The following is a 23,776-nucleotide window of genomic DNA, read 5'->3' as shown; positions in this document are numbered from 1 at the left end:
AAAAGACCGTACGATCCCCAGGCCGGATAGGGCGTCAGCCGCCACCCGATGAATATGCCGTTATTGTTTTGCCGGTTTACGACGGCCGTAGACCAGCCAGGTCACCAGCACGCAAACCACGTAGAAAACCAGGAAGACCTTCATCGCCCCGACCGGGGAGCCGGTCATCGCCAGCGAGGTACCGAAGGCTTTAGGGATAAAGAAGCCACCAATCGCGCCGATGGCGGAGATAAAGCCGAGCGCCGCCGCGGTGTCGGTCACCGCTTCGTGCTGGGCCTGTTCGTCGCTGCCGCCGCGTTTCTTCACGCTGTCGAGGGTGATTTGGCGAAAGATCACGGCGATCATCTGGAAGGTGGAACCGCTGCCGAGACCGGCGGTCAGGAACAGCCCCATAAACACCACGTAAAAGGCGAGAAAACTGCCTGAGCCGCTGCCGGGGAGGGTGAGAAACAGCAGGCCGGTGAACAGCGCCATCAGCACAAAGTTCACCAGCGTGACGCGTACGCCGCCGAGACGGTCGGATATAATCCCGCCGAAAGAACGCGCCAGCGCGCCGATAAACGGCCCGAAGAAGGCCAGCTTAAGGATGTTAACATCAGGGAACTGCGTTTTCGCCAGCATGGCGAAACCGGCGGAGAAGCCGATAAACGAGCCAAAGGTGGCCAGATAGAGCAGGCTCAGCAGCCACATATGCGGGCGTTTCAGCACCGGCAGCTGCTCGCGAATCGAAGCCTTTGAGCTGGCGATGTCGTTCATTCCTACCCAGGCGGCGAAGGTGGCTATCACCAGCAGCGGAACCCAGACGAGGGCGGCGTTGCTCAGCGCGAGAAGAGAGCCATCCTCCTGAGGCACGCCATGGATGCCAAGAAAAGCGAAGATGGGCAGAAAAATCGCCGCCGGCGCGATCATCTGCATCACGCTGACGCCGAGATTGCCGAGGCCGCCGTTGATACCCAGCGCGCTGCCCTGTTTCGCTTTGGGAAAGAAAAAACTGATATTTCCCATGCTGGAAGCAAAGTTCGCACCGGCAAAACCGCACAGCAGGGCAATGGTGATAAATACCCAGAATGGAGTAGCGGGGTTTTGAATGGCGATACCCAGCCAGATACAGGGCACCACCAGAATAATCGTGCTTAATACCGTCCAGTAGCGCCCGCCAAATATAGGTACCATAAAGGAGTAGGGGACGCGTAATATTGCGCCGGAAAGCGAGGGTAGAGCGGTTAATAAAAAGAGCTGATCGGTGGTGAAATTAAATCCGACTTTATTGAGATTGACGGCGACGGCGCTGAATAGCATCCAGACGCAAAAGGCGAGTAGCAAACAACCTACGGAAATGCAAAGATTTCTGCGCGCTATTTGCTTTCCCTTATTCTCCCAAAACGCCGCATTTTCTGGTTTCCACTCTTTTAAAAGATAATGATTCTTTTTCTCATTTTTGCTCAGCATATTGCCCTCGAATGCACAGTAACCCGTCAAAAAAGAATAAACTGGTAAAACAGCAAATTAATAAAAGAAATAAAATCAGGGATGGGGATGTATCTGTTGTAATAAATGAAGAATAGATAAGAAAAGCGCGCCGAAAGAAGACGCGCGAATATTAGCTCAGGATTATTTGTTACTAAATGTAACTTAAAATTAAAAAAGTTCCATCGAGATAGAATAATTGATATGCCGATTGAAGGCGGCATCATCTATTTCCTGCATTCCCAGCGCATAAATACCGTCGAGGCCGCAGACGAGAGCAATGAGCCGCCAGGCAATGCTTTCCATATCGTCCCTTGGCTTAAACTCACCGGCAGCGGTTCCCTGGCGGATGATCTTCTGGGTCTCTTCATGCCACATGTTCATGGTGAGCAGATAGGCCCCCTTGATATCGCTGTCGCTATCGGCCAGCAGCTGCGCTTCGCGCCACAGGCGAATGTATGGCTCAAGCCTGCCGTCGTCGCTGCCCACCATAGAAAACAGGCGTTCACGCCATGTGGCGTCGTCGGCGACCAGCGGCATATCCATCATTTCGCGGATCAACCGTATGAAGGCATGGGCTTTTAGCTCGCCCGCGGAGGTGAAATGGTGGTGCAGCTGACCGGCGGAGACGCCGGCTTCGGCGGCAATCTGGCGGACGGTCATAGCGCTAAACCCGCCACGAAGCGCTACGCGCATGGCTGCCAGCACAATAACTTCCCGACGCGCATCGCGATTTAAGTAGCCCATAACGTTAGTGACCCCGGTTTTTTTGGCGATAGTAACAAAAAGTTGGACACTCGTTCAACAATCCGGCAGGATCCGTTTCCTGGACGCTTGTCCAGTTTTAACGTTGAGGGAAAGTAGTATGTCTCGGCAATGGTTGACGCTGATGGCGATTTTGTTGGTTTATATTCCGGTGGCGATTGACGCCACTGTTCTCCACGTGGCTGCGCCAACGCTCAGCGTAGCGCTGGGGACCAGCGGTAACGAGCTGCTGTGGATTATTGATATTTATTCACTGGTAATGGCCGGTATGGTGCTGCCTATGGGCGCATTGGGCGATAAAATCGGCTTTAAACGGCTGCTGCTGCTCGGCAGCGGTATTTTTGGCACCGCGTCGCTGGCGGCGGCGTTTTCGCCCACGGCAGAGACGCTGATTGCATCCCGCGCGCTGCTGGCGGTGGGGGCGGCAATGATCGTGCCTGCGACCCTGGCCGGGATCCGCAGCACCTTTTCGCAGGCGCACCAGCGTAATATGGCGCTTGGTCTGTGGGCAGCTGTCGGTTCCGGCGGCGCGGCGTTCGGTCCGCTGGTTGGCGGCATGCTGCTGGAGCATTTTTACTGGGGATCGGTTTTCCTGATCAACGTGCCGATCGTCCTGCTGGTGATAGCGATTAATGCCAAAGTGGTGCCGCGTCAGCCCGCGCGGCGCGAGCAGCCGCTGAATCTTTTCCAGGCGCTAATCCTGATCGCCGCCATTTTGATGCTGGTCTTTAGTGCTAAAACGGCGCTCAAAGGGCAAATGGCGCTGTGGTTAACCGGGCTGGTGGCACTATCTGGCGCCGCGATGCTGTTCTGGTTCGTGCGCAAACAGCTCTCGGCATCGCGTCCCATGGTCGATATGCGCCTGTTTACCCATCGCATTATTTTAAGCGGCGTGATGATGGCGATGACCGCGCTGATTACGCTGGTGGGTTTTGAACTGCTGATGGCCCAGGAGCTGCAGTTTGTGCACAGCAAAACGCCTTTTGAAGCCGGGCTGTTTATGCTGCCGGTGATGGTGGCGAGCGGTTTCAGCGGGCCCATTGCCGGCATGCTGGTATCGCGGCTGGGGCTGCGCGAGGTCGCCACCGGCGGAATGCTGCTCAGCGCCCTGAGCTTCCTCGGCCTGTCGATGACCGATTTCAGTACCCAGCAGTGGCAGGCCTGGGGACTGATGACGCTGCTGGGCTTCAGCGTCGCCAGCGCGCTGTTGGCCTCCAGCTCGGCGATCATGGCCGCCGCGCCGAAGGAAAAAGCGGCGGCGGCAGGGGCCATCGAAACCATGGCCTATGAGCTGGGCGCGGGACTGGGGATTGCCCTGTTTGGCCTGATCCTGACCCGCAGCTACACCTCGTCAATTGTTCTGCCGGGTGGAATTGAGGGCGCGGCGGCGGAGCAGGCGTCGTCCTCCATCAGCGAGGCGATTAAGCTGACGCAGTCGCTGCCCGCCATACCGGCGCAAAGCCTGCTTGAAGCGGCGAAGGCGGCGTTTATTCATTCGCACAGCATCGTGCTGGCGACGGCTGGCGTCCTGCTTCTGCTGCTGGCGGCCGGCATCTGGCGTAGTCTGGCAAAAGCGCCTGAGCTGAATTAACCCTTACAGCTGAAGAGAAAGCGCCATCGCCGCCCGCCGTAGCGGGGCGAGGGCTTTCTCTTTCAGCGCGGCGGCGTTGGTATAGCCTGCCGGAACGCCAACGTTAAGCGCCGCCACCACCTGGCCGCTGCGGGAGAGCAGCGGTACCGCCAGCGAACATAATCCCACCTCAATTTGCCGGTCAGCGAGCGCGTAGCCCTGCATGCGCACTCTGGTGATTTCCTGCCGTAAACCCGGCATATCGCATAGCGTATACGGGGTATAGCGGATCAGATTGGCTCGTGACAGTGTCACTTCAAGCTGTTCTTCCGGCAACGCGCTAAGCAGCACGCGTCCCATCGACGTGGCCCACGCAGGCAGACGGCTGCCGCGGCCGATATCCACGCTGAGCAGGTTATTCACCGCCGCTCTGGCAATATACAGGACGTTATCGCCGTCCAGCGTGGCGGCGGAGCAGGATTCTCCGAGGTTTTTGCCCAGATTATCCAGGGCGCTCTGCGCGACTTTCGCCAGCGGCGTTCCGGCCAGGTAGGCGTGGCCCACCGCCAGCACGCGGGGGAGCAGCTCATAGCTGCGGCCATCCGGGCTATGCACCATACCCAGCGCGGCGAGGGTATAGAGGCAGCGGCGCACAGCCGCGCGGGAGATCTGCGTTTTCTGGCTAAGCTGGGAGATGGTCAGGCGCTGCCGCTGCGGGGTAAACGCGTTAAGGACTTCCAGCCCGCGCGCCAGGGACAGCATAAAGTTAGGGTCGTGTTCAGACTGGCGGGCGCTGAGAGTACCTGGTTTTTTTTCGCTCATACAACCCCTCTTTTATTGAAGATAAAAGTTCATGGGGCATCACTATATCGCGGGTGAAAAACGCGGCGATTCCTTGTTCTGGTTTTACCACGTCGATCACATTATTAACCCCAATTTAACAACCGCGTCGATAATCGCACAACATTTCGATTATCGCCGTTGACCGTCACGATTGGGCAGACCTATTGTCAACAGAATCGTTACCCCGCGTTATGAACAGGGGTATGAAAAGTTATGTATTTCATCACCAGGAAAAAAAGATGACCGCGACCATTGAACGTATTGAAAGCTGGTTGGTAGATATCCCGACCATTCGACCGCACAAACTCTCCATGACCACGATGGGCTGTCAGACGCTGGCGATCGTCCGCATAACCCGTTCGGACGGGATTTGCGGTATTGGCGAAGCCACTACCATCGGTGGATTGAGCTACGGCGTGGAGAGCCCGGAAGCTATCGTGTCGGCGATTAATCATTACCTGACGCCGCTGCTCAAGGGCCAGGCGGCCGATAATCTGAATGTCCTGACCGCGCGGATAAACGGCGCGGTTAAAGGCAATACCTTTGCCAAATCAGCGATCGAAACCGCGCTGCTGGATGCGCAGGGTAAGGCGCTTGGCCTGCCGGTTTCCGCGCTGCTTGGCGGCGCGCTGACGACCTCGCTGCCGGTTCTCTGGACGCTGGCGAGCGGCGATACCGAGAAAGATATTGCCGAGGGGGAAAGGCTGCTGGCGGAGCGTCGCCATCGCGCGTTTAAGCTAAAAATCGGCGCGCGCGAACTGGCGACGGATCTGCGCCACACCCGCGCGATTGTTGAAGCCCTGGGCGATCGGGCCAGCATCCGCGTCGACGTGAATCAGGCGTGGGAAGCCACCGTCGCGGCAAAGGGCTGCCGCGAGCTGGCGGCGATGGGTGTCGATCTGATTGAACAGCCGGTCAGCGCTCAGGACAACGCTGCGCTGGTGCGCCTCAGCCATCACATCGACGCGGCTATTCTGGCCGATGAAGCGGTAGCGACCCATTACGAAGGCTATCGCCTGGCGCAGCAGGGATTCAGCGGGGCCTATGCGCTGAAGATTGCCAAAGCGGGCGGGCCAAACAGCGTGCTGGCGCTGGCGAAGGTGGCGCAAGCGGCGGGAATTGGGCTTTACGGCGGCACGATGCTTGAGGGGACCGTTGGCACACTGGCCTCGCTGCACGCCTGGTCGACGCTACCCCTACAGTGGGGCAGCGAGATGTTTGGCCCGCTATTGCTGAAGGACGATATTGTCAGCGTGCCGCTAACGTTCGCCGAAGGCGAGGTGACGCTACCGCAAGCGCCGGGTCTTGGCGCTGAACTGGATGAAGACAAACTGCGCTTCTATAGCCGCAAAGGATAATGGAGGATTTTTATGCTATTTAAAGTCGATATGACCGTGAATATTCCGCTGGGATTTCCTGCCGACGAAATTGAGGAAATTAAGCAGCGAGAAAAAAAGTATTCACAACAACTTCAGCGCGAAGGTAAATGGCGACATATCTGGCGCGTCGCCGGCCTTTACGCCAATGTCAGTATTTTCGATGTGAAAGATGCTGAAGAGCTGCATCAAATTTTAATGGCTCTACCATTATATCCCTTTATGCAAATTCGCGTGGAGGCGCTCTGTCGTCATCCCTCCTCGATTCGCGAAGACGACCGTTAATAAAAAATAATAACTAACCTCGCGCCGAAACTATTCGGCGAATATCCTACAACGATAAGTGAGAAATATTATGAGTAATGCATTCGTACAACAAGATGCTGTGCAACATTTATTGCGTGAAAGTGCGGGTTTAAATGCAACCGGTGGTGACGAGCGTTTTAAAATGATTGTTCATCGTCTGCTGGAAAACCTCTGCACGCTGATTGATGACTATAACGTCACTGAAGAAGAGTTCTGGCATGCGGTGAATTATCTGCATGAATTAGGCGGCCGCCAGGAAGCGGCACTGCTGGCGGCGGGCCTCGGCCTTGAACACTTCCTCGACCTGCGCCAGGACGCGATTGATGCCGCAGCGCAGCGGGAAACCGGCACCCCTCGTACCATTGAAGGCCCGCTGTACGTGGCGAATGCGCCGCTGGCAGACGGACATACCCGCATGGATGATGGTAAAGATGCGGGGGAGGTGATGTGGCTTTATGGCCAGGTTCGCGACACCCAGGGCCACCCGGTAGCTAACGCTATCGTTGATATCTGGCATGCCAATACCCTCGGGAACTACTCTTTCTTCGATCAAAGCCAGAGTGAATATAATCTGCGTCGCCGCATTCGTACCGGCGCCGATGGCTGCTATAGCGTGCGCAGCATTCTGCCATCCGGCTACGGCTGCCCGCCGGATGGGCCAACGCAAAAACTCCTTGACCAGCTGGGGCGTCACGGTAATCGTCCGGCGCATATCCACTTCTTCGTTTCCGCGCCGGGTCATAAACATTTGACCAGCCAAATCAATCTCAACGGCGACAAATACCTGTGGGATGATTTCGCGTTCGCTACCCGCGACGGCCTGATTGCCGATCCGGTAAAAGTCAGCGACCGCGAGCTTATTCAGCGGCGTGAGCTGGAAGGTGAACATACCGAAGTGCGCTTTGATTTTACTCTGTGTAAAGCGCTTAACGCCGATGAAGAACACCGCGGTACGCGCCTGCGTGCGCAGGAGTAACGCGCGGCGTTAATTCTCTTCTCCGGCCAGGCCGTGGTCGGAGAATAAAGCGAAATTGCGACTTCACCGTTTTTCTATTCCTGAATTATGCAGGAGGGCCGACTCATGCAAAAAATGTTCACCACATTAAAAGATAAAATCAACAATGCATTAATTGTTGATCGTGAAAAACATATTTATCGCTGCCATCGCTCAATATTTACCGATCCGCAGCTATTTGATTTTGAAATGAAGCATATTTTTGAAGGGAATTGGCTGTTCCTTGCTCATGAAAGCCAGATTGCGCAGCCTGGAGATTATTACACCCTGACCCTTGGGCGCCAGCCGGTAATAATAACGCGCGATAAAAAGAACGAACTACATGCGCTAATTAACAGCTGCGCCCATCGCGGGGCGATGCTATGTCGTCGCAAAACCGGTAATAAAAGTTCATTTACCTGTCCGTTTCACGGCTGGACGTTCAGTAATAACGGCAAGCTTTTAAAAGCCAAAGATGAAAGTACCGGCGGTTACCCGGAGACTTTCAAGCATGAAGGCTCCCACGACTTAAAGAAGCTGCCGAGGTTTCAATCCTATCGCGGCTTCCTGTTCGGCAGCCTGAATGCCGATGTGCAGCCGCTGGAGGCGTACCTGGGCGAAACCTGCAAAATTATCGACCTGATCGTGGACCAGGCGCCGGAAGGGCTGGAGGTGCTTAACGGATCGTCGAGCTATGTATACGAAGGCAACTGGAAGCTGGGGGCGGAAAACGGTGCTGACGGCTATCACGTTAGCGTGGTCCACTGGAACTACGCTTCCACCATGTCGCGCCGCAACTACGAAGCGGAAGGGACGCACGCGGTAGACGCAAACGGCTGGTCGAAAAGCGTCGGCGGCGGTTACGGCTTTGATAATGGGCATATGCTGCTGTGGACCCGGGTGCTGAACCCGGAAGTGCGGCCGGTCTACGAACATCGTGAACGGCTGCAGGCGGAATTCGGCGAGTCTCGCGCCGGGCAGATGGTCAACGAAACGCGCAACCTGTGCCTCTATCCAAACGTCTACCTGATGGATCAGTTTTCGACGCAGATCCGCGTGATACGCCCCATCGCGGTGGATAAAACCGAAGTCACCATCTGGTGCTTTGCGCCGAAGGGCGAATCTGACCAGGCGCGGGCGCTGCGTATTCGCCAGTATGAGGACTTTTTTAACGTCAGCGGCATGGGAACGCCTGACGATCTGGAAGAGTTCAGCGCCTGCCAGCGCGGCTATCTCGGGGAAAATCTCGCATGGAGCGACCTCAGCCGCGGGGCGCTACATTGGGTCGATGGTCCGGACGAACACGCCCGGCAGGCCGGCTTGCGGCCGCTGCTGAGCGGCGTGAAATCGGAAGACGAAGCTTTGTATATCGCCCACCATCATCACTGGCAAAACGTGATGCTGGCGGCGCTGGAAGCAGAGCAGCGGCGTTACGAGCAGTCGATCACACAACGCGTGGAGGTGGTCTGATGCTCACTCTCGAACAGGTTCGCCAGTTTCTCTATTACGAAGCCCGCCTGCTTGACGACCGCCTGTGGGATGAGTGGCTGAACTGCTACAGTCCACAGGTGGTGTACTGGATGCCCGCCTGGGGGGATGACGACAAGCTCACCCGCGATCCTCAGCGTGAAATTTCGCTGATCTATTACCCGAGCCGCGACGGCCTCGAAGACCGGGTTTACCGCATCAAAACCGAGCGCTCAGGGGCCAGCACCCCGGAACCGCGCACCACCCATATGATCGGCAACGTTGAACTGCTTGGCGAAACCGAACAGGGCATGGAAGTACGCTACAGCTGGGTCACCTACTGTCACCGGTATCAGCAGACGGATACCTGGTTTGGTTCGACCTGCTGCACGCTGAGTGAGGACTCCGGCAAACCGCAAATCATCCGTAAAACCGTGCGCCTGAATAACGATTACATCCGTCATGTGATTGACGTTTACCATATTTAAGAGGCACTTATGACCTTTAATATTGCTCTCAATTTTGAAGACGGCATCACCCGCTTTATTCAGTGTAACGCCGGGGAGAAAGTTCTCGATGCCGCCTATCGTCAGCAGGTCAATCTGCCGATGGATTGTTCGGACGGCGTTTGCGGCACCTGCAAGTGCCGCTGCGTCAGCGGCGAATATGGCCTGGGCAATGAGTTTCTTGAAGAGGCGCTCAGCGAAGAGGAAGCCGCAGAGCGCCAGGTGCTGACCTGCCAGATGGTGCCAACCAGCGATTGCGTCATTGATGTACCGGCGGCGGCAGCCCGCTGCAAGACCGCGCTGGCGAGCGTGGGCGCGACGGTGAAAGCGGTCAATCTCCTGTCTGACACCGCCATTGAGCTGGCGATCGTGCTGGATGAACCGCTGGACTTCCTGGCGGGTCAGTACATCAATATTCAGGTTCCCGGAACGCCGCAGGTTCGCGCCTATTCGTTTAGCTCCCTGCCGGGTGGGCGTGAGGGGCGCTTCCTGATCCGTAACGTGCCCGGCGGATTGATGAGCCAGTGGCTGACGCAGCGGGCCATTCCCGGCGATCGTCTGACGCTAAGCGGCCCGATGGGCAGCTTTTACCTGCGCGGCGGCGAGCGTCCGCTGCTACTGCTGGCGGGGGGCACCGGCTTAGCGCCGCTGCTATCAATGCTGCAAACGCTGGCCAGCCAGCGCAGCACCCGACCCATCACCTTGCTCTATGGCGTGACCCGCGACTGCGATCTGGTGAAAACTGACGAGCTTGAGGCATTTACCGGTCAGCTTCCCGCGTATCGCTGGCTGCCGGTGGTTGCTGATGCGCAAAGCCAATGCCCGCAGCGCGGTTTTGTTACCGAACATCTTAATGACGCAATACTCAACGACGGGGATGTGGATATCTATCTGTGCGGGCCCCCGCCGATGGTCAATGCGGTAGCCACGGCGCTGCGCGAGAGAGGAATTTCGCCGTCGGGGTTCTGGTATGAAAAATTTATCGCCAGCCAGAGCGCGGCGGCATAAGGAGCAACGATGCGATTTAACCATAAAGTCGTGGCTATTACCGGCGCCGCGCAGGGGATTGGCCGACAGACCGCAGAGCAAGCGGCGCGTGAGGGCGCGCGACTGCTGTTGATTGACCGCTCTCGCTATGTTCATGAACTGGCGGCGGCGCTGAACGACGCCGGTAGCCAGGCGCTGGCGCTGGAAGCCGATCTTGAACAATGGGAAAGCACCGAGCGGGCTTTTGCCGACGGCGTGGCCCATTTTGGCCACCTGGATGTATTGATTAACAACGTCGGCGGCACCATCTGGGCGCGGCCGTTCGCGGAATATCAGCCGGAGCAAATAGAGAAGGAGATTCGTCGCTCGCTGTTTCCGACCCTGTGGGGCTGTCGGGCTGCGCTACCGTGGATGCTGAAGCAGGGCAAAGGCAGTATCGTTAATATTTCGTCGGTGGCGACGGCGGGCGTGAATCGGGTGCCTTATTCCGCAGCGAAAGGCGGCGTTAATGCGCTGACCCGTTCGCTAGCCCTTGAATATAGCGCAAACGGGATCCGCATTAACGCCGTGGCGCCGGGGGGCACCGAGGCGCCAGCGCGCCGGACGCCGCGGAATGAGGAGCTGCCGTCGGCGCAGGAGCAGGCGTGGTATCAGCAGGTGGTCGATCAGACGGTGGCCAGCAGCCTGATGCATCGCTACGGTACGCTGGCGGAGCAGGCCAATGCCATCCTGTTTCTCGCCAGCGATGAGGCCAGCTATATCACCGGCGTGACGCTGCCGGTCGCCGGCGGCGATCTCGGTTAGCGCCGGGTCGCCTGCCAGCAAAGCAGGGAGCCGGCGCACACCATTCCGGCGCCCTGCCAGAACGACCACGACAGCGCGGCGCTGAGCAGTGCCGCCGCCAGCGCCGAGGAGAGCACCGGCGTAAAGTAGGAGGCGGCGGCCAGCAGGCTGACGTTGCCGTGCAGGATCCCGACGTTCCACGCCGCGTAGCCTAATCCCAGAGCAACGGACAGCGCGATCAGTTTGGCTATCACCGGCCAGCTAAAGACCATGGGCGGCTGTTCGCTGAACAGGAACTTTAGCCACAGGGTCAGGGCGGTAAGCAGAACAAAAAGGGTAATCCCGTTTTTGCCCTTCGCGTATTTAGCGGTGACCGTGCAGTAGGCCGCCCAGATAAACGCGCCGATGAACGCCAGAATATAGCTCAGCGGGCTGGAAACCACGTTGCGGGTAATTTCATCTACATTCAGACCATGCTCACCGCCTAATACCCAGGTGACGCCGAATAAAGCGAGAAATAATCCCGGAATAACCAACCAGCTGCTTTTTTGGCCGTTAAACAGAATGGCGAATAAAATCGTCAGGCTGGGCCACAGATAATTAACCATGCCCACTTCAATAGCCTGCTGGCGGCTACCGGCTAATCCGACCGACAGCGCCAGGCAAATTTCATAGCTGACGAACAGCAGGCTCCCTGCCAGTAAATAGGGGCGAGGGATCTGGCGTATTTGCGGGAAGCCGACGGTAAAGATCAGCAAAAGGCCGCTCAGGCTGTAGATCATCGCCGCGCCGCCCACCGGACCAAGCCCTTCGCTTACGCCACGAATCAGCCCGACCATGGTGCTCCACAAGACGATAGCGGCCAATCCAATGAGCGTGGCTCTCTTCTTCTCCATATTTAACCTGATGTTGGTTCAAACGCAGTCGGGTTTTATAACACTTTTTTTTCGCTTCCGGGGGATATTTTCCACCGTGCTTAATCCTAATGGAGTAACGAAATTCAACGCGGCTGACTATTAAGGGGTCATGGGTTCAGGACATTGATTTGACGCAAATAAAACAGGGTTATTGCTGTTAATTTCCACTCCCGCAATGAATAAACATCCCGCATGGAGGGGAACAATGGACGTCAGCCGCAGAAAGTTTTTTAAAATCTGCGCAGGCGGTATGGCCGGAACAACAGCCGCTGCATTGGGTTTTGCGCCCAAAATGGCCCTGGCTCAGGCGCGTAATTACAAATTGCTGCGCGCCAAAGAGATCCGCAACACCTGCACATACTGCTCCGTGGGCTGCGGGCTATTAATGTATAGCCTGGGCGACGGCGCGAAAAACGCGAAAGAAGCGATTTACCACATTGAAGGTGACCCGGATCATCCGGTGAGCCGCGGCGCGCTGTGCCCGAAAGGCGCGGGGCTGCTTGACTATGTTCATAGCGACAACCGCCTGCGCTATCCGCAGTACCGCGCGCCGGGTTCCGATACATGGCAGCGCATCTCCTGGGATGACGCGTTTACCCGCATCGCCAAACTGATGAAAGCCGACCGCGACGCCAATTTTATTGAAAAGAACGAACAGGGCGTGACGGTTAACCGCTGGCTGTCCACCGGGATGTTATGTGCCTCTGCGGCCAATAATGAAACCGGCATGCTGACGCAAAAATTTGTGCGCTCCCTCGGCATGCTGGCGGTAGACAACCAGGCGCGCGTCTGACACGGACCAACGGTAGCAAGTCTTGCTCCAACATTTGGTCGCGGTGCGATGACCAACCACTGGGTTGATATCAAAAACGCTAACGTCGTGGTGGTGATGGGCGGTAACGCCGCCGAAGCCCATCCGGTGGGATTCCGCTGGGCGATGGAGGCGAAAAACAACAACGATGCGACGCTGATTGTCGTCGACCCGCGCTTTACGCGCACGGCGTCGGTGGCCGATATCTATGCGCCTATTCGCTCCGGCACGGACATTACCTTCCTGTCCGGCGTGCTGCTGTACCTGATCGAAAATAACAAAATCAATGCCGAGTACGTTAAACACTACACCAACGCCAACCTGCTGGTGCGCGACGATTTTGCCTTCGAAGATGGCCTGTTCAGCGGCTACGATGCCGAAAAGCGTCAGTACGATAAATCGTCGTGGAACTATCAGTTCGACGAAAACGGCTACGCCATGCGCGACGAGACGCTGCAGCATCCGCGCTGCGTCTGGAACCTGCTGAAGCAGCACGTTTCGCGCTATACGCCGGAGGTGGTGGAGAATATCTGCGGTACGCCAAAGGCGGACTTCCTCAAAGTGTGCGAAGTGCTGGCGTCAACCAGCGCGGCGGACCGAACCACCACCTTCCTTTACGCGCTGGGCTGGACGCAGCATACCGTCGGGGCGCAGAACATCCGTACCATGGCGATGATTCAGCTGCTGCTCGGCAATATGGGGATGGCGGGCGGCGGCGTCAACGCGCTGCGCGGGCACTCCAATATTCAGGGGCTAACCGATTTAGGCCTGCTCTCGACCAGCCTGCCGGGCTACCTGACGCTGCCGTCGGAACAGCAGACGGATCTGCAAAGCTATCTCGCCGCCAATACGCCGAAGGCGACGCTGGCCGAACAGGTGAACTACTGGAGCAACTATCCGAAGTTCTTCGTCAGCCTGATGAAATCGTTCTACGGCGACGCGGCGCAAAAAGAGAACGACTGGGGCTTCCACTGGCTGCCGAAATGGGACCAGGCTTACGACGTTATCAAATATTTCAATATGATGGATAACGGTAACGTCACGGGCTATATCTGCCAGGGCTTCAATCCGGTGGCTTCGTTCCCGGACAAAAACAAGGTGGTCCGCAGCCTGAGCAAGCTGAAGTACATGGTGGTTATCGACCCGCTGGTGACCGAAACGTCGACCTTCTGGCAAAACCACGGCGAGTCGAACGATGTTGACCCGGCGGCGATTCAGACCGAAGTGTTCCGCCTGCCGTCCACCTGCTTCGCCGAAGAGGATGGTTCAATCGCCAACTCCGGGCGCTGGCTGCAGTGGCACTGGAAAGGCCAGGACGCGCCGGGCGAAGCGCGCAACGACGGCGAAATTCTGGCCGGCATTTACCACCGTCTGCGCGAGCTGTATCGCACCGAGGGCGGCAAAGGCGTCGAGCCGCTGCTGAAGATGGGATGGCACTACAAGCAGCCGGATCGTCCGGAATCAGAAGAGGTCGCGAAAGAGAACAACGGCTACGCGCTGGCGGATCTCTTCGACGCTAACGGCGCGCCGCTGGCGAAGAAGGGCCAGCTGTTGAACAGCTTCGCGCTGCTGCGCGATGACGGTACCACCGCGTCGTCCTGCTGGATCTATACCGGCAGCTGGACCGAGCAGGGCAACCAGATGGCCAACCGCGATAACGCCGATCCGTCAGGCCTTGGCAACACGCTCGGCTGGGCATGGGCGTGGCCGCTCAACCGGCGTGTGCTGTACAACCGCGCGTCGTCGGATATTAACGGCAAGCCGTGGGATGCGAAGCGGATGCTGATCCAGTGGAACGGCAGCAAGTGGGTTGGCAACGATATTCCGGACTTCAATACCGCGCCGCCGGGCAGCAAAACCGGGCCGTTTATTATGCAGCCGGAAGGACTGGGGCGCCTGTTTGCCCTGAATAAGCTGGCGGAAGGTCCGTTCCCGGAACACTACGAGCCGATGGAAACGCCGCTTGGCACCAACCCGCTGCACCCGAACGTGGTCTCCAGCCCGGTGGTGCGCCTGTATGAAGAGGATGCCCTTCGTTTAGGTAAGAAGGATAAATTCCCGTACGTCGGCACCACCTATCGCCTGACCGAGCATTTTCATACCTGGACCAAGCATGCGCGGCTCAATGCGATTGCGCAGCCGGAACAGTTTGTCGAAATCAGCGAAGGTCTGGCGAAAGCGAAGGGGATTGCCAACGGCGATCGGGTGACGGTCAGCAGCAAGCGCGGCTTTATTCGCGCGGTAGCGGTGGTGACGCGTCGTCTGCAAACGCTCAACGTTAACGGCCAGCAGGTTGAAACCGTCGGGATCCCGCTGCACTGGGGTTTTGAAGGGGTAGCCCGCAAAGGTTACATCGCCAATACCCTGACGCCAAACGTCGGGGATTCCAACTCGCAAACGCCGGAGTACAAGGCGTTTCTGGTCAACATCGAGAAAGCGTAAGGAGCGAATGCATGGCGATGGAAACCCAGGACATTATCAAACGCTCCGCCACCAACCCGATCACGCCCGCGCCGCGCGCGCGGGATTTTAAGGCGGAAGTGGCGAAGCTGATCGATGTCTCCTCCTGCGTAGGCTGTAAAGCCTGCCAGGTGGCCTGTTCCGAGTGGAACGATATCCGCGATGAGGTTGGGCACTGCGTCGGGGTGTACGACAACCCCGCCGATCTGAGCGCCAAATCCTGGACGGTAATGCGCTTTAGCGAAACCGAACAGAACGGCAAGCTGGAGTGGCTGATACGCAAAGACGGCTGCATGCACTGCGAGGACCCGGGCTGCCTGAAGGCGTGCCCGTCCGCCGGGGCGATTATTCAGTACGCTAACGGCATCGTCGACTTTCAGCAGGAGAACTGCATCGGCTGCGGCTACTGCATCGCCGGGTGCCCCTTTAACGTCCCGCGCCTCAATAAAGAGGATAACCGGGTCTATAAGTGCACCCTGTGCGTTGACCGGGTCAGCGTCGGCCAGGAACCGGCCTGCGTGAAAACCTGCCCAACCGGCGCGATTCACTTCGGCAGCAAGAAAGAGATGCTGGAAGTGGCCAACGAGCGCGTGGAAAAGCTGAAGAAACGCGGCTATCCCCATGCCGGGGTGTATAACCCGCCGGGCGTCGGCGGCACCCACGTGATGTACGTGCTGCATCATGCGGACCAGCCGGAGCTGTACCACAACCTGCCGAAAGAGCCGCAGATCGATACGTCGATCAACCTGTGGAAAGGCGCGCTGAAGCCGCTCTCGGCGGTCGGGTTTATCGCCACCTTTGCCGGGCTGATTTATCACTACATCGGGATTGGGCCGAATAAAGAAGCGGATGACGATGAGGAGGAGCATGATGAGTAAATCGAAAATGATTGTGCGCACGAAGTTTATTGACCGCGCCTGTCACTGGACGGTGGTCATCTGCTTTTTCCTGGTGGCGCTATCGGGGATCTCGTTTTTCTTCCCGACGCTGCAGTGGCTGACCGAAACCTTCGGTACGCCGCAGATGGGGCGAATTCTGCATCCGTTCTTCGGGGTACTGATTTTCGTGGCTCTGATGTTTATGTTTGTGCGTTTTGTCCATCACAATATTCCCGACAAGCAGGATATCCCCTGGCTAAAGGGCATTATTGAGGTACTGAAAGGCAACGAGCATAAAGTGGCGCGGGTAGGGAAATATAACGCGGGGCAGAAAATGATGTTCTGGACCATCATGAGCATGATTTTTGTGCTGCTGGTGACCGGCGTGATTATCTGGCGGCCCTGGTTTGCCCACTATTTCCCGATTCAGGTTATTCGCTATAGCCTGCTGATTCACGCGACCTCGGCGATTATTCTTATTCATGCGATTCTGATCCACATGTATATGGCGTTTTGGGTGAAGGGATCGATTAAAGGCATGATCGAAGGGAAGGTGAGTCGCCGCTGGGCGAAGAAGCATCATCCGCGCTGGTATCGCGAGGTGGAGCGTCAGGAAGCGAAGAAAGAGAGCTGTGAAGGGCTGAAGTAAGCGTAACTGAGCAACCCGCTCTGGCTGAAGCCGGAGCGGATCGGGTATTGGTAACAAGGGCGTCAATGGCGGAAATAACTTCGCCTCTGGCGCTTTTTAAGTTACAGATAAAATCTTCGCGCTTGATCAGCTTATTATTAAGGTTTGTCATCATCGGCGAACAAAGCATAAACGTTTCAAATTCAATATTTACCTCAGGAACTGAATAATCAATCTGCCAGTGAACCTATGAAATAATCACGCCGTTTTATGGATAAATATGCCACCCGGCGTTTTTATCTGGTCTGCCGTTTAATAATGCACAATAATGCCGGCGGTATGTTTTATAACAAGTGATTAGTTGTATGAAAAAGACTATTTTTTCGTTAGCGCTTGGCACTTTTGGTCTCGGAATGGCGGAATTTGGCATCATGGGCGTATTACCTGAAATTGCCCGTGACGTCGGAATATCTATTCCCGCCGCGGGCAATATGATCTCCTGGTATGCGCTTGGCGTCGTCATCGGCGCGCCGGTGATGGCGCTGTTCTCCAGCCGCTTTTCGTTAAAATCGGTGATGCTGTTCCTCGTGGCGCTGTGCGTTATCGGCAATGCCATCTTTACGCTATCTTCCAGCTATTCGATGCTGGCGCTGGGGCGCCTGATCTCCGGTTTCCCGCACGGCGCCTTCTTTGGGGTGGGGGCGATCGTTCTGTCGAAAATTGCGCCGCCGGGGAAGGTCACCGCCGCGGTGGCGGGAATGATTGCCGGAATGACGGTCGCTAATTTGCTGGGGGTTCCCGCCGGAACCTGGCTTTGCCATCAGTTTAGCTGGCGCTATACCTTTCTGGCGATTGCGGTGTTTGACATCGCCGTACTGGTCGCTATCGCCTGGTGGGTGCCCACGCTGTTTGATAAACCGACGACGCGCTTGCGCTCGCAGTTTCATTTTTTAACATCGCCCGCACCGTGGTTAATTTTTGCCGCGACGATGTTCGGCAATGCCGGCGTATTCGCGTGGTTTAGCTATATTAAGCCGTTTATGATTAACGTCTCCGGTTTTGGTGAGAGCGCCATCATAGCCATTATGCTGCTGGCGGGGCTGGGGATGGTTCTGGGGAATTTATTCAGCGGTAAAGTCTCCGTCCGTTATAGCCCGTTACGTATTGCCGCCGTGACGAATGGCGTGATTGTCGTGACCGTATTACTTCTGTTCCTGCTGGGTGAGAATAAAGCCGCCGCATTAACCCTCGCGTTTATTTGCTGCGCGGCCCTGTTTGCCCTGTCGGCACCGCTGCAAATTCTGCTGCTGCAAAATGCGAAGGGCGGCGAGATGCTGGGCGCGGCGGGCGGCCAGATCGCCTTTAATCTCGGCAGCGCCATTGGGGCGCTATTCGGCGGGATGATGATTACGGCCGGTCCTGGCTGGCGTTTCGTTGCCTTACCGGCCGCGCTGCTTTCGTTTCTTGCGCTCAGTTCGCTGCTGATTTATGCCCGCCATCAGCGGCGTCTGGCCTGATTAAGCCCGCTGGCAGCTATTCCTGCCACGGCTCGCCGAGGGTCAGCATTAACCGGTTGGCCCAGGCAAAGAAAGCCGCCGATTGCAGTAAATCCAGTCGGGCGAGGGTATCCAGCCCCTGTTGCTCGACGGCGGCAAGGTGGTCAACGGACAGAGCGGGAGGGGTAACGGAAATCGCGGCGGCGAAATCGATCTGCGCCTGCCATCCCGGCGTCTGCCCGTCGCTTAACTGCTCTCCCGGCGTCACCGCCAGCAGCGTCTCTACCGCCGTTTCATCTTTGGCCAGCTGTGCCGCTTTGCGCGCATGCACCGAGGCGCAATAAATACAGCCGTTGATTTTGCTCGCCACCGTTGCCGCCAGCTCGCGCTCGGCGCGCGGCAGGCCGCCGGGAGTATAAAAGATCCCTTTGTCGGTTAACGTACGCTGCTCCAGCACCGGCAGGTTGCGCGCCAGCAGGCGGAAGTAGGGCGAATCGCTGTGGCCGAATTTCGCCAGCAGCGCCTGCTCGTCGGGGGTAAATTCCGCCAGCGGTTTAGCCGCCAGCCAGGGCTCCCAGTGCAGTTCATCGCGGGTGAAGTGCACCGGCGCCTTCTTACCGCTGATGGTTTGCGGCGAGGTATGCCAGAATCCCGCCACCGTCGGGGTTTGTGCGACGTGGATATTTTTGCCGTTAAGCAGGCGCAGCCCGACGACCAGCCGGCTCTGGAAGCTGACAAACGCGATAAGCTGGGCGAGGGTGACGATGCCGCGCAGGCTCCATCCGGCGCGGATTAAGGCCTCAAGCGCCGACGGCGTGGCCTCCACGGGCGTAAAGGTCAACAGCCGGGCAAAGGCCAGCGCCGGCGCCAGCCGCGGCGATGTGGGGTCGGCAATGCCAAAGCCGGCGTAGTGGGCGGCCAGCGCATCGCTCTCATGCAGCTTCGCCACCCTCGCGGCCACGGCAAAACGCTCGTCGAGCGGAAAGTCGTTATCCTGCTGACCAAACAGCGTTTCATAACTTCCCTGAGCATGGCGGGTGGCCGCCTCGCGCACGGCTCGCGCCGCCGCTAAGGCGGAATCGGGGGCAATTTCTGCCAGTTCGGCCAATATATCCTGACTGAGCGTCATGGTGACTCCTTATCGTATCTGCGGGGCAATATGCTGAGCGATCAGCTCAATGGAACGAAGCGTGTCGCGGTGCGAGGGTTCAACGGAGTGCACCTGAAACGAAATATCGGTTACCCGCCGCAGGACGCTATCGCGGGCCAGCGAAGCGGCGACGTGCTGCGGGTCGCCAACGTGTGCGTCAAGCTGCGGCAAAAAATCAGTGACAGTGTCACCAATAATATCATGACCTGCGGCGCGATGCTGGGCAGCCTGCTGGCGCAGGCCGGGTTCAGCGACCTGCAGCGCATACTGCTGGCTATCGGCGACAAAGGCCGTCCGCGAGGCGAGGATCCTTGGCTCGACGCCCGCCGGCAGCGCGGCGAGATAGGCGTCAATAATCGGATTCTGGATAGCGTCCAGCGGCAGCGTGGGCTGTCCGGCCGGACGCGGCTGCGTGCGCGAGAGCATCAGCCCGTGCCCGGCCTGAGCCGCGCGAACCGCCCCCTCAATGGAAAAGGTGGCAATCCAGATGCGCTCCGCCAGCTGCGGCGCCTGAGGGTACAGATGATTATCCGGGTGCGAGAGCGAATCCCCGCGCCAGGCGCTTTGAATCAGATGCAGGTGTTCGGCAAATACCGCGCTGCGCTGGTCCATCGTCAGCCCGAAGGGTAAAAACGAAGTGGGGGTGCCGCCGGAGCCGAAGCCCACCTCCAGCCGTCCATCGGCGAGCAGATCCAGCACCGCCGCATCCTCCGCCACCCGCAGCGGGTTTTCCATCGGCAGGGTGATAATGGCGGTGCCAAGACGAATGCGCTCGGTGTGCGCCGCGGCGTGGGCGAGAAAGACCAGCGGCGACGGCAGGCCGCCTTCGTGCTCATGAAAATGGTGCTGAGCGATCCACGCGCTGTCGAATCCCAGGCGTTCCGCGTGGCGAATTTGCTCGGTGGCCAGCCGGTAGCGCTCTTTAGGCGTGGCGTGGTCCAGCAGACGGGTGAAAAAGCCCAGTCGTTTACGCGTCATGCAACCTCCTTGCTCGGGGATGAAAAGTGGGGAATCGCGGCGATAAGCTCGCGGGTATAGTCATGCTGCGGGGCGCTGAACAGTCGGCTGACGTCGCCGTGTTCAACCACCTGGCCCGCCCGCAGCACCGTCACGCTGTGGGCGATACGGCGCACCGTCGCCAAATCGTGAGTGATAAACAGATAGCTCAGCCCCAGCTGCTGCTGAAGCTGCTGCAGCAGCGCGAGAATTTGCGCCTGCACCGTGACGTCCAGCGCCGAAGTCGCTTCATCGAGGACAAGGATCGTCGGTTCAAGGATTAAGGCGCGGGCGATGGCAACCCGCTGCCGCTGGCCGCCGGAAAGCTCACGGGCGGTTCGCGACAGCAGCTCCGGAGCGAGCGCCACGCGGGCGGCGACCGTTTCGACGCGCTGGCGCCGCACTTCGGCGTTGAGGCGGTCGAAGTTTTTTAACGGCTCTTCGATAATCTCAAACAGCGTTTGCCGCGGGTCCAGCGAGGCAAAAGGATTCTGGTAAACGAACTGAATTTTACGCCGCAGCTGGCGGAGCGCCTCGCGGCTGAGATGCCCGGCATCGATACCGTCGATAGCGATATGGCCGCTATCGGCCTTTTCGAATCCCAGCAGGATCCGCGCAAGGGTCGTTTTGCCGGAGCCGGACTCGCCGACCAGCGCGTGGGTGCTGCCGCGCTTCACCTCGAAGCTCACGGCGTCCAGCGCCTGCAAATGCGCGCGGCCTAATGAGAAGCGCTTGCTGATGCCCTCCACGCGGATCGCCGGGGTCGCCAGCACGCGCCCGCTGGCCGGGGCAATGGTTAGCGTCGAACCCTGGAGATCGCTCAGCAGCTGGCGGGTATAGGTATGCTGCGGCGTACGTATGACGTCGCCGGTCGCGCCCTGTTCCTGAATCTCGCCGTGGCGAAAGACCAGCAGGCGGTCGGCGCGTTCCGCCGCCAGCGCCAGATCGTGGGTGACGAACAGTACCGCCGTGCCGGACTCCCGGCGAAGCGTATCCAGCAGGTCGAGGATCCTTTTCTGTACCGTCACGTCGAGGGCGCTGGTGGGTTCATCGGCAATGATTAAGTCGGGTTTCAGGGCGATCGCGATAGCAATCAGCACCCGCTGCTTCATACCGCCTGAAAGCTGGTGGGGATATTGATCGATGCGCTGTTCCGGGTGGCTCAGCCCAACTTTGGTCAGCAGCGCCAGCACCTGCGCTTTACGCGCCGCGGCGCTGCTTTTTTGATGCAGACGCAGGATTTCCCCCACCTGCGCGCCGATGGTTTTCACCGGATTCAGGGAGTTGCCCGGATCCTGAGGCACCAGGCTAATCCGCGCGCCGCGCAGGCCGTCGAGGCGTTTAGCGGACCAGCCGCTGATATCTTCGCCATTAATCAAGATACGCCCGCTGTCCCGGCGCGCGTTATCCGCCAGCAGGCCAATAATCGCCTGCGCGGTGGTGGTTTTACCCGAGCCGGATTCACCGACAAACGCCAGCATTTCGCCGCGTTTGACCTGAAAACTCACGTCGTGCACGACCTCGCGCCATTCACGCTGTGAACGATAGCTGATGCGCAGATGCTCTACGCTTAAAACATTCATCGGCGTTCTCCGCTAAATTGACGGCTAATACGGTTGGCGGCGAGCACGACCGCAATCACCGCAATACCGGGAAGGGTGGTCAGCCACCAGGCGGTGGAGAGATAGTTGCGGCCTTCGGCGATCAGCAGACCCCACTCCGGGACCGGCGGCGGCGTGCCGTAGCCGAGAAAACTCAGGGTCGAGAGCGCCAGAATGGCCTGGCCGAACTGGAGGGTGGCAAAGGCCAGCACCGCGGTGAGCGAGTTGGGCAGAATATGCCGCCAGAAAACGGCGAAAAAGGTGCCGCCGCTGCCGTAGGCCGCTTCGACGAAGTCGCTGTGGCGTACGCGGACCACCTCCGCTCGCGCCAGGCGGGCAAAGCTGGCGACGGCCGCCGCGCCTACCGCGACGGCGGCGTTGAGCGTGCCGAAACCGAGCAGAATGATGACCGTCAGCGACAGCAATAAAGAGGGGATCGCCAGCAGCACGTCGACCAGGCGCATGATTGCCGACTCCACGCGTCCCGCCAGCGCGCCGGCCAGCGTGCCCAGCGCGGTACCGATAAACAGGCCGATCGCCACCGCCGCCAGCGCGGCGGAAAGCGAATGAACGGCGCCGAAGACGATGCGGCTCCACAGATCGCGGCCCAGCTGGTCGGTTCCCAGCCAGTGGCCGGCCTGCGGGGCCAGCCGCTGGGCGCCGGGGAACCCTTCCAGCGGGCTATAGGCGGTAAACAGCTGCGGAGCGATAGCCATCAGCGCGGCAGCGATCATCACCGCCCAGGCCAGCAGCAGGCCGGGCTGAACGCGCCGCGTACGCCAGTTTGACGTGCGGCGGCGCGCGGCGGTTGCGTAATCCACCAGGCTCATACGGCACCTCCGATAACGGTTTTCAGGCGCGGATCGAACAGCGGCATCAGCAGGTCGACCAGCAGATTAATCAGCACGAAACCGAGGGCAGAGATCATCACCACCGCCTGCAGTACCGCGATATCCTGATTATTGACGGCCTGCTGCGTCAGCAGCCCCAGACCGCCGCGGCCAAACACGGTTTCGGTAATCAGCGCGCCGGCGATCAGTTCCCCCAGCAGCAGACCGGCGATGTTGAGCACCGGCAGCAGGGCGTTGCCGGTAACGTGCCGCCACAGGGCGCCGGTTTCGCTCAGGCCTTTGGCGCGGGCAACGGCGACAAACGGCTGCGCGGCGACCTGATCCAGACTGCGTATCAGGATTTGCGCCAGCGGAGCGGAAATCGGCACCGCGACGGCAATAATGGGCAAAATCAGCCCCTCAATCGGCCCGGGATTGATCACCGGGATCCAGCGCAGCTGAAAGGAGAAAATCTGAATCAGGGCGATGCCGAGCCAGAACGTCGGCAGCGAGATAAACAGCGCCGGCAGGGATTGCAGCGCGTTGCTGAGCCAGCGCAGGCCCGGCAGCCGTGAGGCGAAGGCGAGGGCGAAGGCCAGCGCCACCGCCAGAGCAAAGGCGGGCAGCGCCAGGCTTAATGTTTCCGGCAGGTTGCTGGCGATAAGCGCGCTGACCGGCAGCCCGGCCTGCAGCGAATAGCCAAAATCGCCACGCAGCATGGCCATCAGCGTGTGGAAGTACTGTCTCCACAGCGGGTTATCGGCCCCGTAGGCGAGGCGCATTTCGGCGATCTGCTCAGGGCTGAGCCCCAGATCCGGATTCTGAAACTTGATCAGTACCGCATCGCCGGGCAGCACCTGTAACAGGACGAAGGAGAGGGTAAACGCGGCCCACAGTACCAGTAAACCCTGACCGAACCGCCGCAGAAGATAGTGGCTCATCGCG

Annotated in this window: 20 protein-coding genes and 1 pseudogene; 12 read left to right on the top strand and 9 right to left on the bottom strand. The window is 58.6% G+C overall.

What is annotated here, in order from left to right; genetic code table 11:
- Positions 1-60: 60 nt before the first annotated feature.
- Both MKleb_RS14185 and MKleb_RS14180 read right to left on the bottom strand, forming a co-directional pair.
- Complete coding sequence (locus MKleb_RS14185) at positions 61-1,449, bottom strand: NarK family nitrate/nitrite MFS transporter (RefSeq protein WP_025108243.1); 1,389 nt, start codon at positions 1,447-1,449, stop codon at positions 61-63.
- Positions 1,450-1,638: 189 nt separating this feature from the next.
- Complete coding sequence (locus MKleb_RS14180) at positions 1,639-2,214, bottom strand: TetR family transcriptional regulator (RefSeq protein ID WP_163586390.1); 576 nt, start codon at positions 2,212-2,214, stop codon at positions 1,639-1,641.
- Between the two features lie 118 nt (positions 2,215-2,332).
- Here MKleb_RS14180 and MKleb_RS14175 point away from each other — a divergent pair, with 118 nt between their 5' ends.
- The gene (locus MKleb_RS14175; RefSeq protein WP_109240334.1) at positions 2,333-3,823 is read left to right on the top strand and encodes an MFS transporter; all 1,491 of its coding nucleotides are present in this window, start codon (positions 2,333-2,335) and stop codon (positions 3,821-3,823) included.
- Positions 3,824-3,826: 3 nt separating this feature from the next.
- On the opposite strand, the pseudogene MKleb_RS14170 reads toward MKleb_RS14175, so the two are convergent.
- A pseudogene (locus tag MKleb_RS14170) lies at positions 3,827-4,664 on the bottom strand (IclR family transcriptional regulator domain-containing protein).
- 172 nt (positions 4,665-4,836) lie between these two features.
- Here MKleb_RS14170 and MKleb_RS14165 point away from each other — a divergent pair.
- The 7 genes from MKleb_RS14165 (at position 4,837) to benD (ending at position 11,085) form a co-directional block, all read left to right on the top strand.
- On the top strand, positions 4,837-6,003 hold the full coding sequence (locus MKleb_RS14165; RefSeq protein ID WP_162557314.1) for a muconate cycloisomerase family protein: 1,167 nt from the start codon (positions 4,837-4,839) through the stop codon (positions 6,001-6,003).
- A 12-nt stretch (positions 6,004-6,015) separates the two neighbouring features.
- A complete protein-coding gene (gene catC / locus MKleb_RS14160) occupies positions 6,016-6,306 on the top strand; it encodes a muconolactone Delta-isomerase (protein WP_004101911.1) in 291 nt (96 codons plus the stop codon).
- Positions 6,307-6,376: 70 nt separating this feature from the next.
- Positions 6,377-7,303: a catechol 1,2-dioxygenase gene (catA, locus tag MKleb_RS14155; RefSeq protein ID WP_046878381.1), complete on the top strand. Its 927-nt coding sequence runs from the start codon at positions 6,377-6,379 to the stop codon at positions 7,301-7,303.
- 105 nt (positions 7,304-7,408) lie between these two features.
- Entirely contained in the window at positions 7,409-8,791 is a 1,383-nt protein-coding gene (locus MKleb_RS14150) for a Rieske 2Fe-2S domain-containing protein (RefSeq protein ID WP_046878380.1), read from the top strand.
- Complete coding sequence (locus tag MKleb_RS14145; RefSeq protein ID WP_217075946.1) at positions 8,791-9,276, top strand: aromatic-ring-hydroxylating dioxygenase subunit beta; 486 nt, start codon at positions 8,791-8,793, stop codon at positions 9,274-9,276. Before MKleb_RS14150 ends, MKleb_RS14145 begins: the two co-directional genes overlap by 1 nt.
- A gap of 9 nt (positions 9,277-9,285) precedes the next feature.
- Positions 9,286-10,302 carry a benzoate 1,2-dioxygenase electron transfer component BenC gene (benC, locus tag MKleb_RS14140; RefSeq protein ID WP_025108251.1) on the top strand — a complete coding sequence of 339 codons (1,017 nt, stop codon included), beginning with the start codon at positions 9,286-9,288 and terminating at the stop codon, positions 10,300-10,302.
- A gap of 9 nt (positions 10,303-10,311) precedes the next feature.
- On the top strand, positions 10,312-11,085 hold the full coding sequence (gene benD / locus MKleb_RS14135; protein WP_025108252.1) for a benzoate diol dehydrogenase BenD: 774 nt from the start codon (positions 10,312-10,314) through the stop codon (positions 11,083-11,085).
- Here the strand turns inward: benD and yddG are convergent.
- Positions 11,082-11,960: an aromatic amino acid DMT transporter YddG gene (gene yddG, locus MKleb_RS14130; protein ID WP_004850709.1), complete on the bottom strand. Its 879-nt coding sequence runs from the start codon at positions 11,958-11,960 to the stop codon at positions 11,082-11,084. The genes benD and yddG overlap by 4 nt on opposite strands.
- A gap of 226 nt (positions 11,961-12,186) precedes the next feature.
- Between yddG and fdnG the strand changes: the two genes are divergently transcribed.
- From fdnG to araJ, 4 genes are all read left to right on the top strand, one after another.
- Entirely contained in the window at positions 12,187-15,234 is a 3,048-nt protein-coding gene (fdnG, locus tag MKleb_RS14125; RefSeq protein ID WP_217075945.1) for a formate dehydrogenase-N subunit alpha, read from the top strand.
- 11 nt (positions 15,235-15,245) lie between these two features.
- Positions 15,246-16,130: a formate dehydrogenase subunit beta gene (fdxH, locus tag MKleb_RS14120; RefSeq protein ID WP_014838425.1), complete on the top strand. Its 885-nt coding sequence runs from the start codon at positions 15,246-15,248 to the stop codon at positions 16,128-16,130.
- Positions 16,123-16,779, top strand: coding sequence for a formate dehydrogenase-N subunit gamma (gene fdnI / locus MKleb_RS14115; protein ID WP_004120645.1), 657 nt, complete (start codon positions 16,123-16,125; stop codon positions 16,777-16,779). The genes fdxH and fdnI overlap by 8 nt, the downstream gene beginning before the upstream one ends.
- Positions 16,780-17,123: 344 nt before the next feature.
- Positions 17,124-18,275 carry an MFS transporter AraJ gene (gene araJ, locus MKleb_RS14110; protein ID WP_217075944.1) on the top strand — a complete coding sequence of 384 codons (1,152 nt, stop codon included), beginning with the start codon at positions 17,124-17,126 and terminating at the stop codon, positions 18,273-18,275.
- 16 nt (positions 18,276-18,291) lie between these two features.
- Here araJ and MKleb_RS14105 read toward each other — a convergent pair whose 3' ends face one another.
- The 5 genes from MKleb_RS14105 to MKleb_RS14085 are packed head-to-tail and all read right to left on the bottom strand — an operon-like array spanning position 18,292 to position 23,772.
- A complete protein-coding gene (locus MKleb_RS14105; RefSeq protein ID WP_025108256.1) occupies positions 18,292-19,383 on the bottom strand; it encodes an alkylhydroperoxidase domain protein in 1,092 nt (363 codons plus the stop codon).
- Positions 19,384-19,392: 9 nt separating this feature from the next.
- On the bottom strand, positions 19,393-20,382 hold the full coding sequence (locus MKleb_RS14100) for a putative FMN-dependent luciferase-like monooxygenase (RefSeq protein WP_025108257.1): 990 nt from the start codon (positions 20,380-20,382) through the stop codon (positions 19,393-19,395).
- Positions 20,379-21,983 (bottom strand): dipeptide ABC transporter ATP-binding protein, encoded by a 1,605-nt coding sequence (locus tag MKleb_RS14095; protein WP_014229286.1) that lies wholly within the window; start codon positions 21,981-21,983, stop codon positions 20,379-20,381. Before MKleb_RS14095 ends, MKleb_RS14100 begins: the two co-directional genes overlap by 4 nt.
- Positions 21,980-22,831, bottom strand: a complete 852-nt coding sequence (locus tag MKleb_RS14090; RefSeq protein WP_025108258.1) for an ABC transporter permease — start codon at positions 22,829-22,831, stop codon at positions 21,980-21,982. Before MKleb_RS14090 ends, MKleb_RS14095 begins: the two co-directional genes overlap by 4 nt.
- Positions 22,828-23,772, bottom strand: coding sequence for an ABC transporter permease (locus MKleb_RS14085; protein WP_025108259.1), 945 nt, complete (start codon positions 23,770-23,772; stop codon positions 22,828-22,830). Before MKleb_RS14085 ends, MKleb_RS14090 begins: the two co-directional genes overlap by 4 nt.
- Positions 23,773-23,776: the final 4 nt, after the last annotated feature.

It is taken from the genome of Klebsiella sp. PL-2018 (genome assembly GCF_019048985.1).
Classification (GTDB): Bacteria; Pseudomonadota; Gammaproteobacteria; order Enterobacterales; family Enterobacteriaceae; genus Klebsiella; species Klebsiella michiganensis.
The sequence above is the reverse complement of the archived record's forward strand: the minus strand, read 5'-3'. Positions and strand labels throughout refer to the sequence as shown.

Excerpts from the sequence above, each read along its gene's own strand:
- MKleb_RS14185 (WP_025108243.1), bottom strand. The coding sequence starts at position 1,449 with ATGCTGAGCAAAAATGAGAAAAAGAATCATTATCTTTTAAAAGAGTGG.
- MKleb_RS14180 (WP_163586390.1), bottom strand. The coding sequence starts at position 2,214 with ATGGGCTACTTAAATCGCGATGCGCGTCGGGAAGTTATTGTGCTGGCA.
- MKleb_RS14175 (WP_109240334.1), top strand. The coding sequence starts at position 2,333 with ATGTCTCGGCAATGGTTGACGCTGATGGCGATTTTGTTGGTTTATATT.
- MKleb_RS14165 (WP_162557314.1), top strand. The coding sequence starts at position 4,837 with ATGAACAGGGGTATGAAAAGTTATGTATTTCATCACCAGGAAAAAAAG.
- catC (WP_004101911.1), top strand. The coding sequence starts at position 6,016 with ATGCTATTTAAAGTCGATATGACCGTGAATATTCCGCTGGGATTTCCT.
- catA (WP_046878381.1), top strand. The coding sequence starts at position 6,377 with ATGAGTAATGCATTCGTACAACAAGATGCTGTGCAACATTTATTGCGT.
- MKleb_RS14150 (WP_046878380.1), top strand. The coding sequence starts at position 7,409 with ATGCAAAAAATGTTCACCACATTAAAAGATAAAATCAACAATGCATTA.
- MKleb_RS14145 (WP_217075946.1), top strand. The coding sequence starts at position 8,791 with ATGCTCACTCTCGAACAGGTTCGCCAGTTTCTCTATTACGAAGCCCGC.
- benC (WP_025108251.1), top strand. The coding sequence starts at position 9,286 with ATGACCTTTAATATTGCTCTCAATTTTGAAGACGGCATCACCCGCTTT.
- benD (WP_025108252.1), top strand. The coding sequence starts at position 10,312 with ATGCGATTTAACCATAAAGTCGTGGCTATTACCGGCGCCGCGCAGGGG.
- yddG (WP_004850709.1), bottom strand. The coding sequence starts at position 11,960 with ATGGAGAAGAAGAGAGCCACGCTCATTGGATTGGCCGCTATCGTCTTG.
- fdxH (WP_014838425.1), top strand. The coding sequence starts at position 15,246 with ATGGCGATGGAAACCCAGGACATTATCAAACGCTCCGCCACCAACCCG.
- fdnI (WP_004120645.1), top strand. The coding sequence starts at position 16,123 with ATGAGTAAATCGAAAATGATTGTGCGCACGAAGTTTATTGACCGCGCC.
- araJ (WP_217075944.1), top strand. The coding sequence starts at position 17,124 with ATGAAAAAGACTATTTTTTCGTTAGCGCTTGGCACTTTTGGTCTCGGA.
- MKleb_RS14105 (WP_025108256.1), bottom strand. The coding sequence starts at position 19,383 with ATGACGCTCAGTCAGGATATATTGGCCGAACTGGCAGAAATTGCCCCC.
- MKleb_RS14100 (WP_025108257.1), bottom strand. The coding sequence starts at position 20,382 with ATGACGCGTAAACGACTGGGCTTTTTCACCCGTCTGCTGGACCACGCC.
- MKleb_RS14095 (WP_014229286.1), bottom strand. The coding sequence starts at position 21,983 with ATGAATGTTTTAAGCGTAGAGCATCTGCGCATCAGCTATCGTTCACAG.
- MKleb_RS14090 (WP_025108258.1), bottom strand. The coding sequence starts at position 22,831 with ATGAGCCTGGTGGATTACGCAACCGCCGCGCGCCGCCGCACGTCAAAC.
- MKleb_RS14085 (WP_025108259.1), bottom strand. The coding sequence starts at position 23,772 with ATGAGCCACTATCTTCTGCGGCGGTTCGGTCAGGGTTTACTGGTACTG.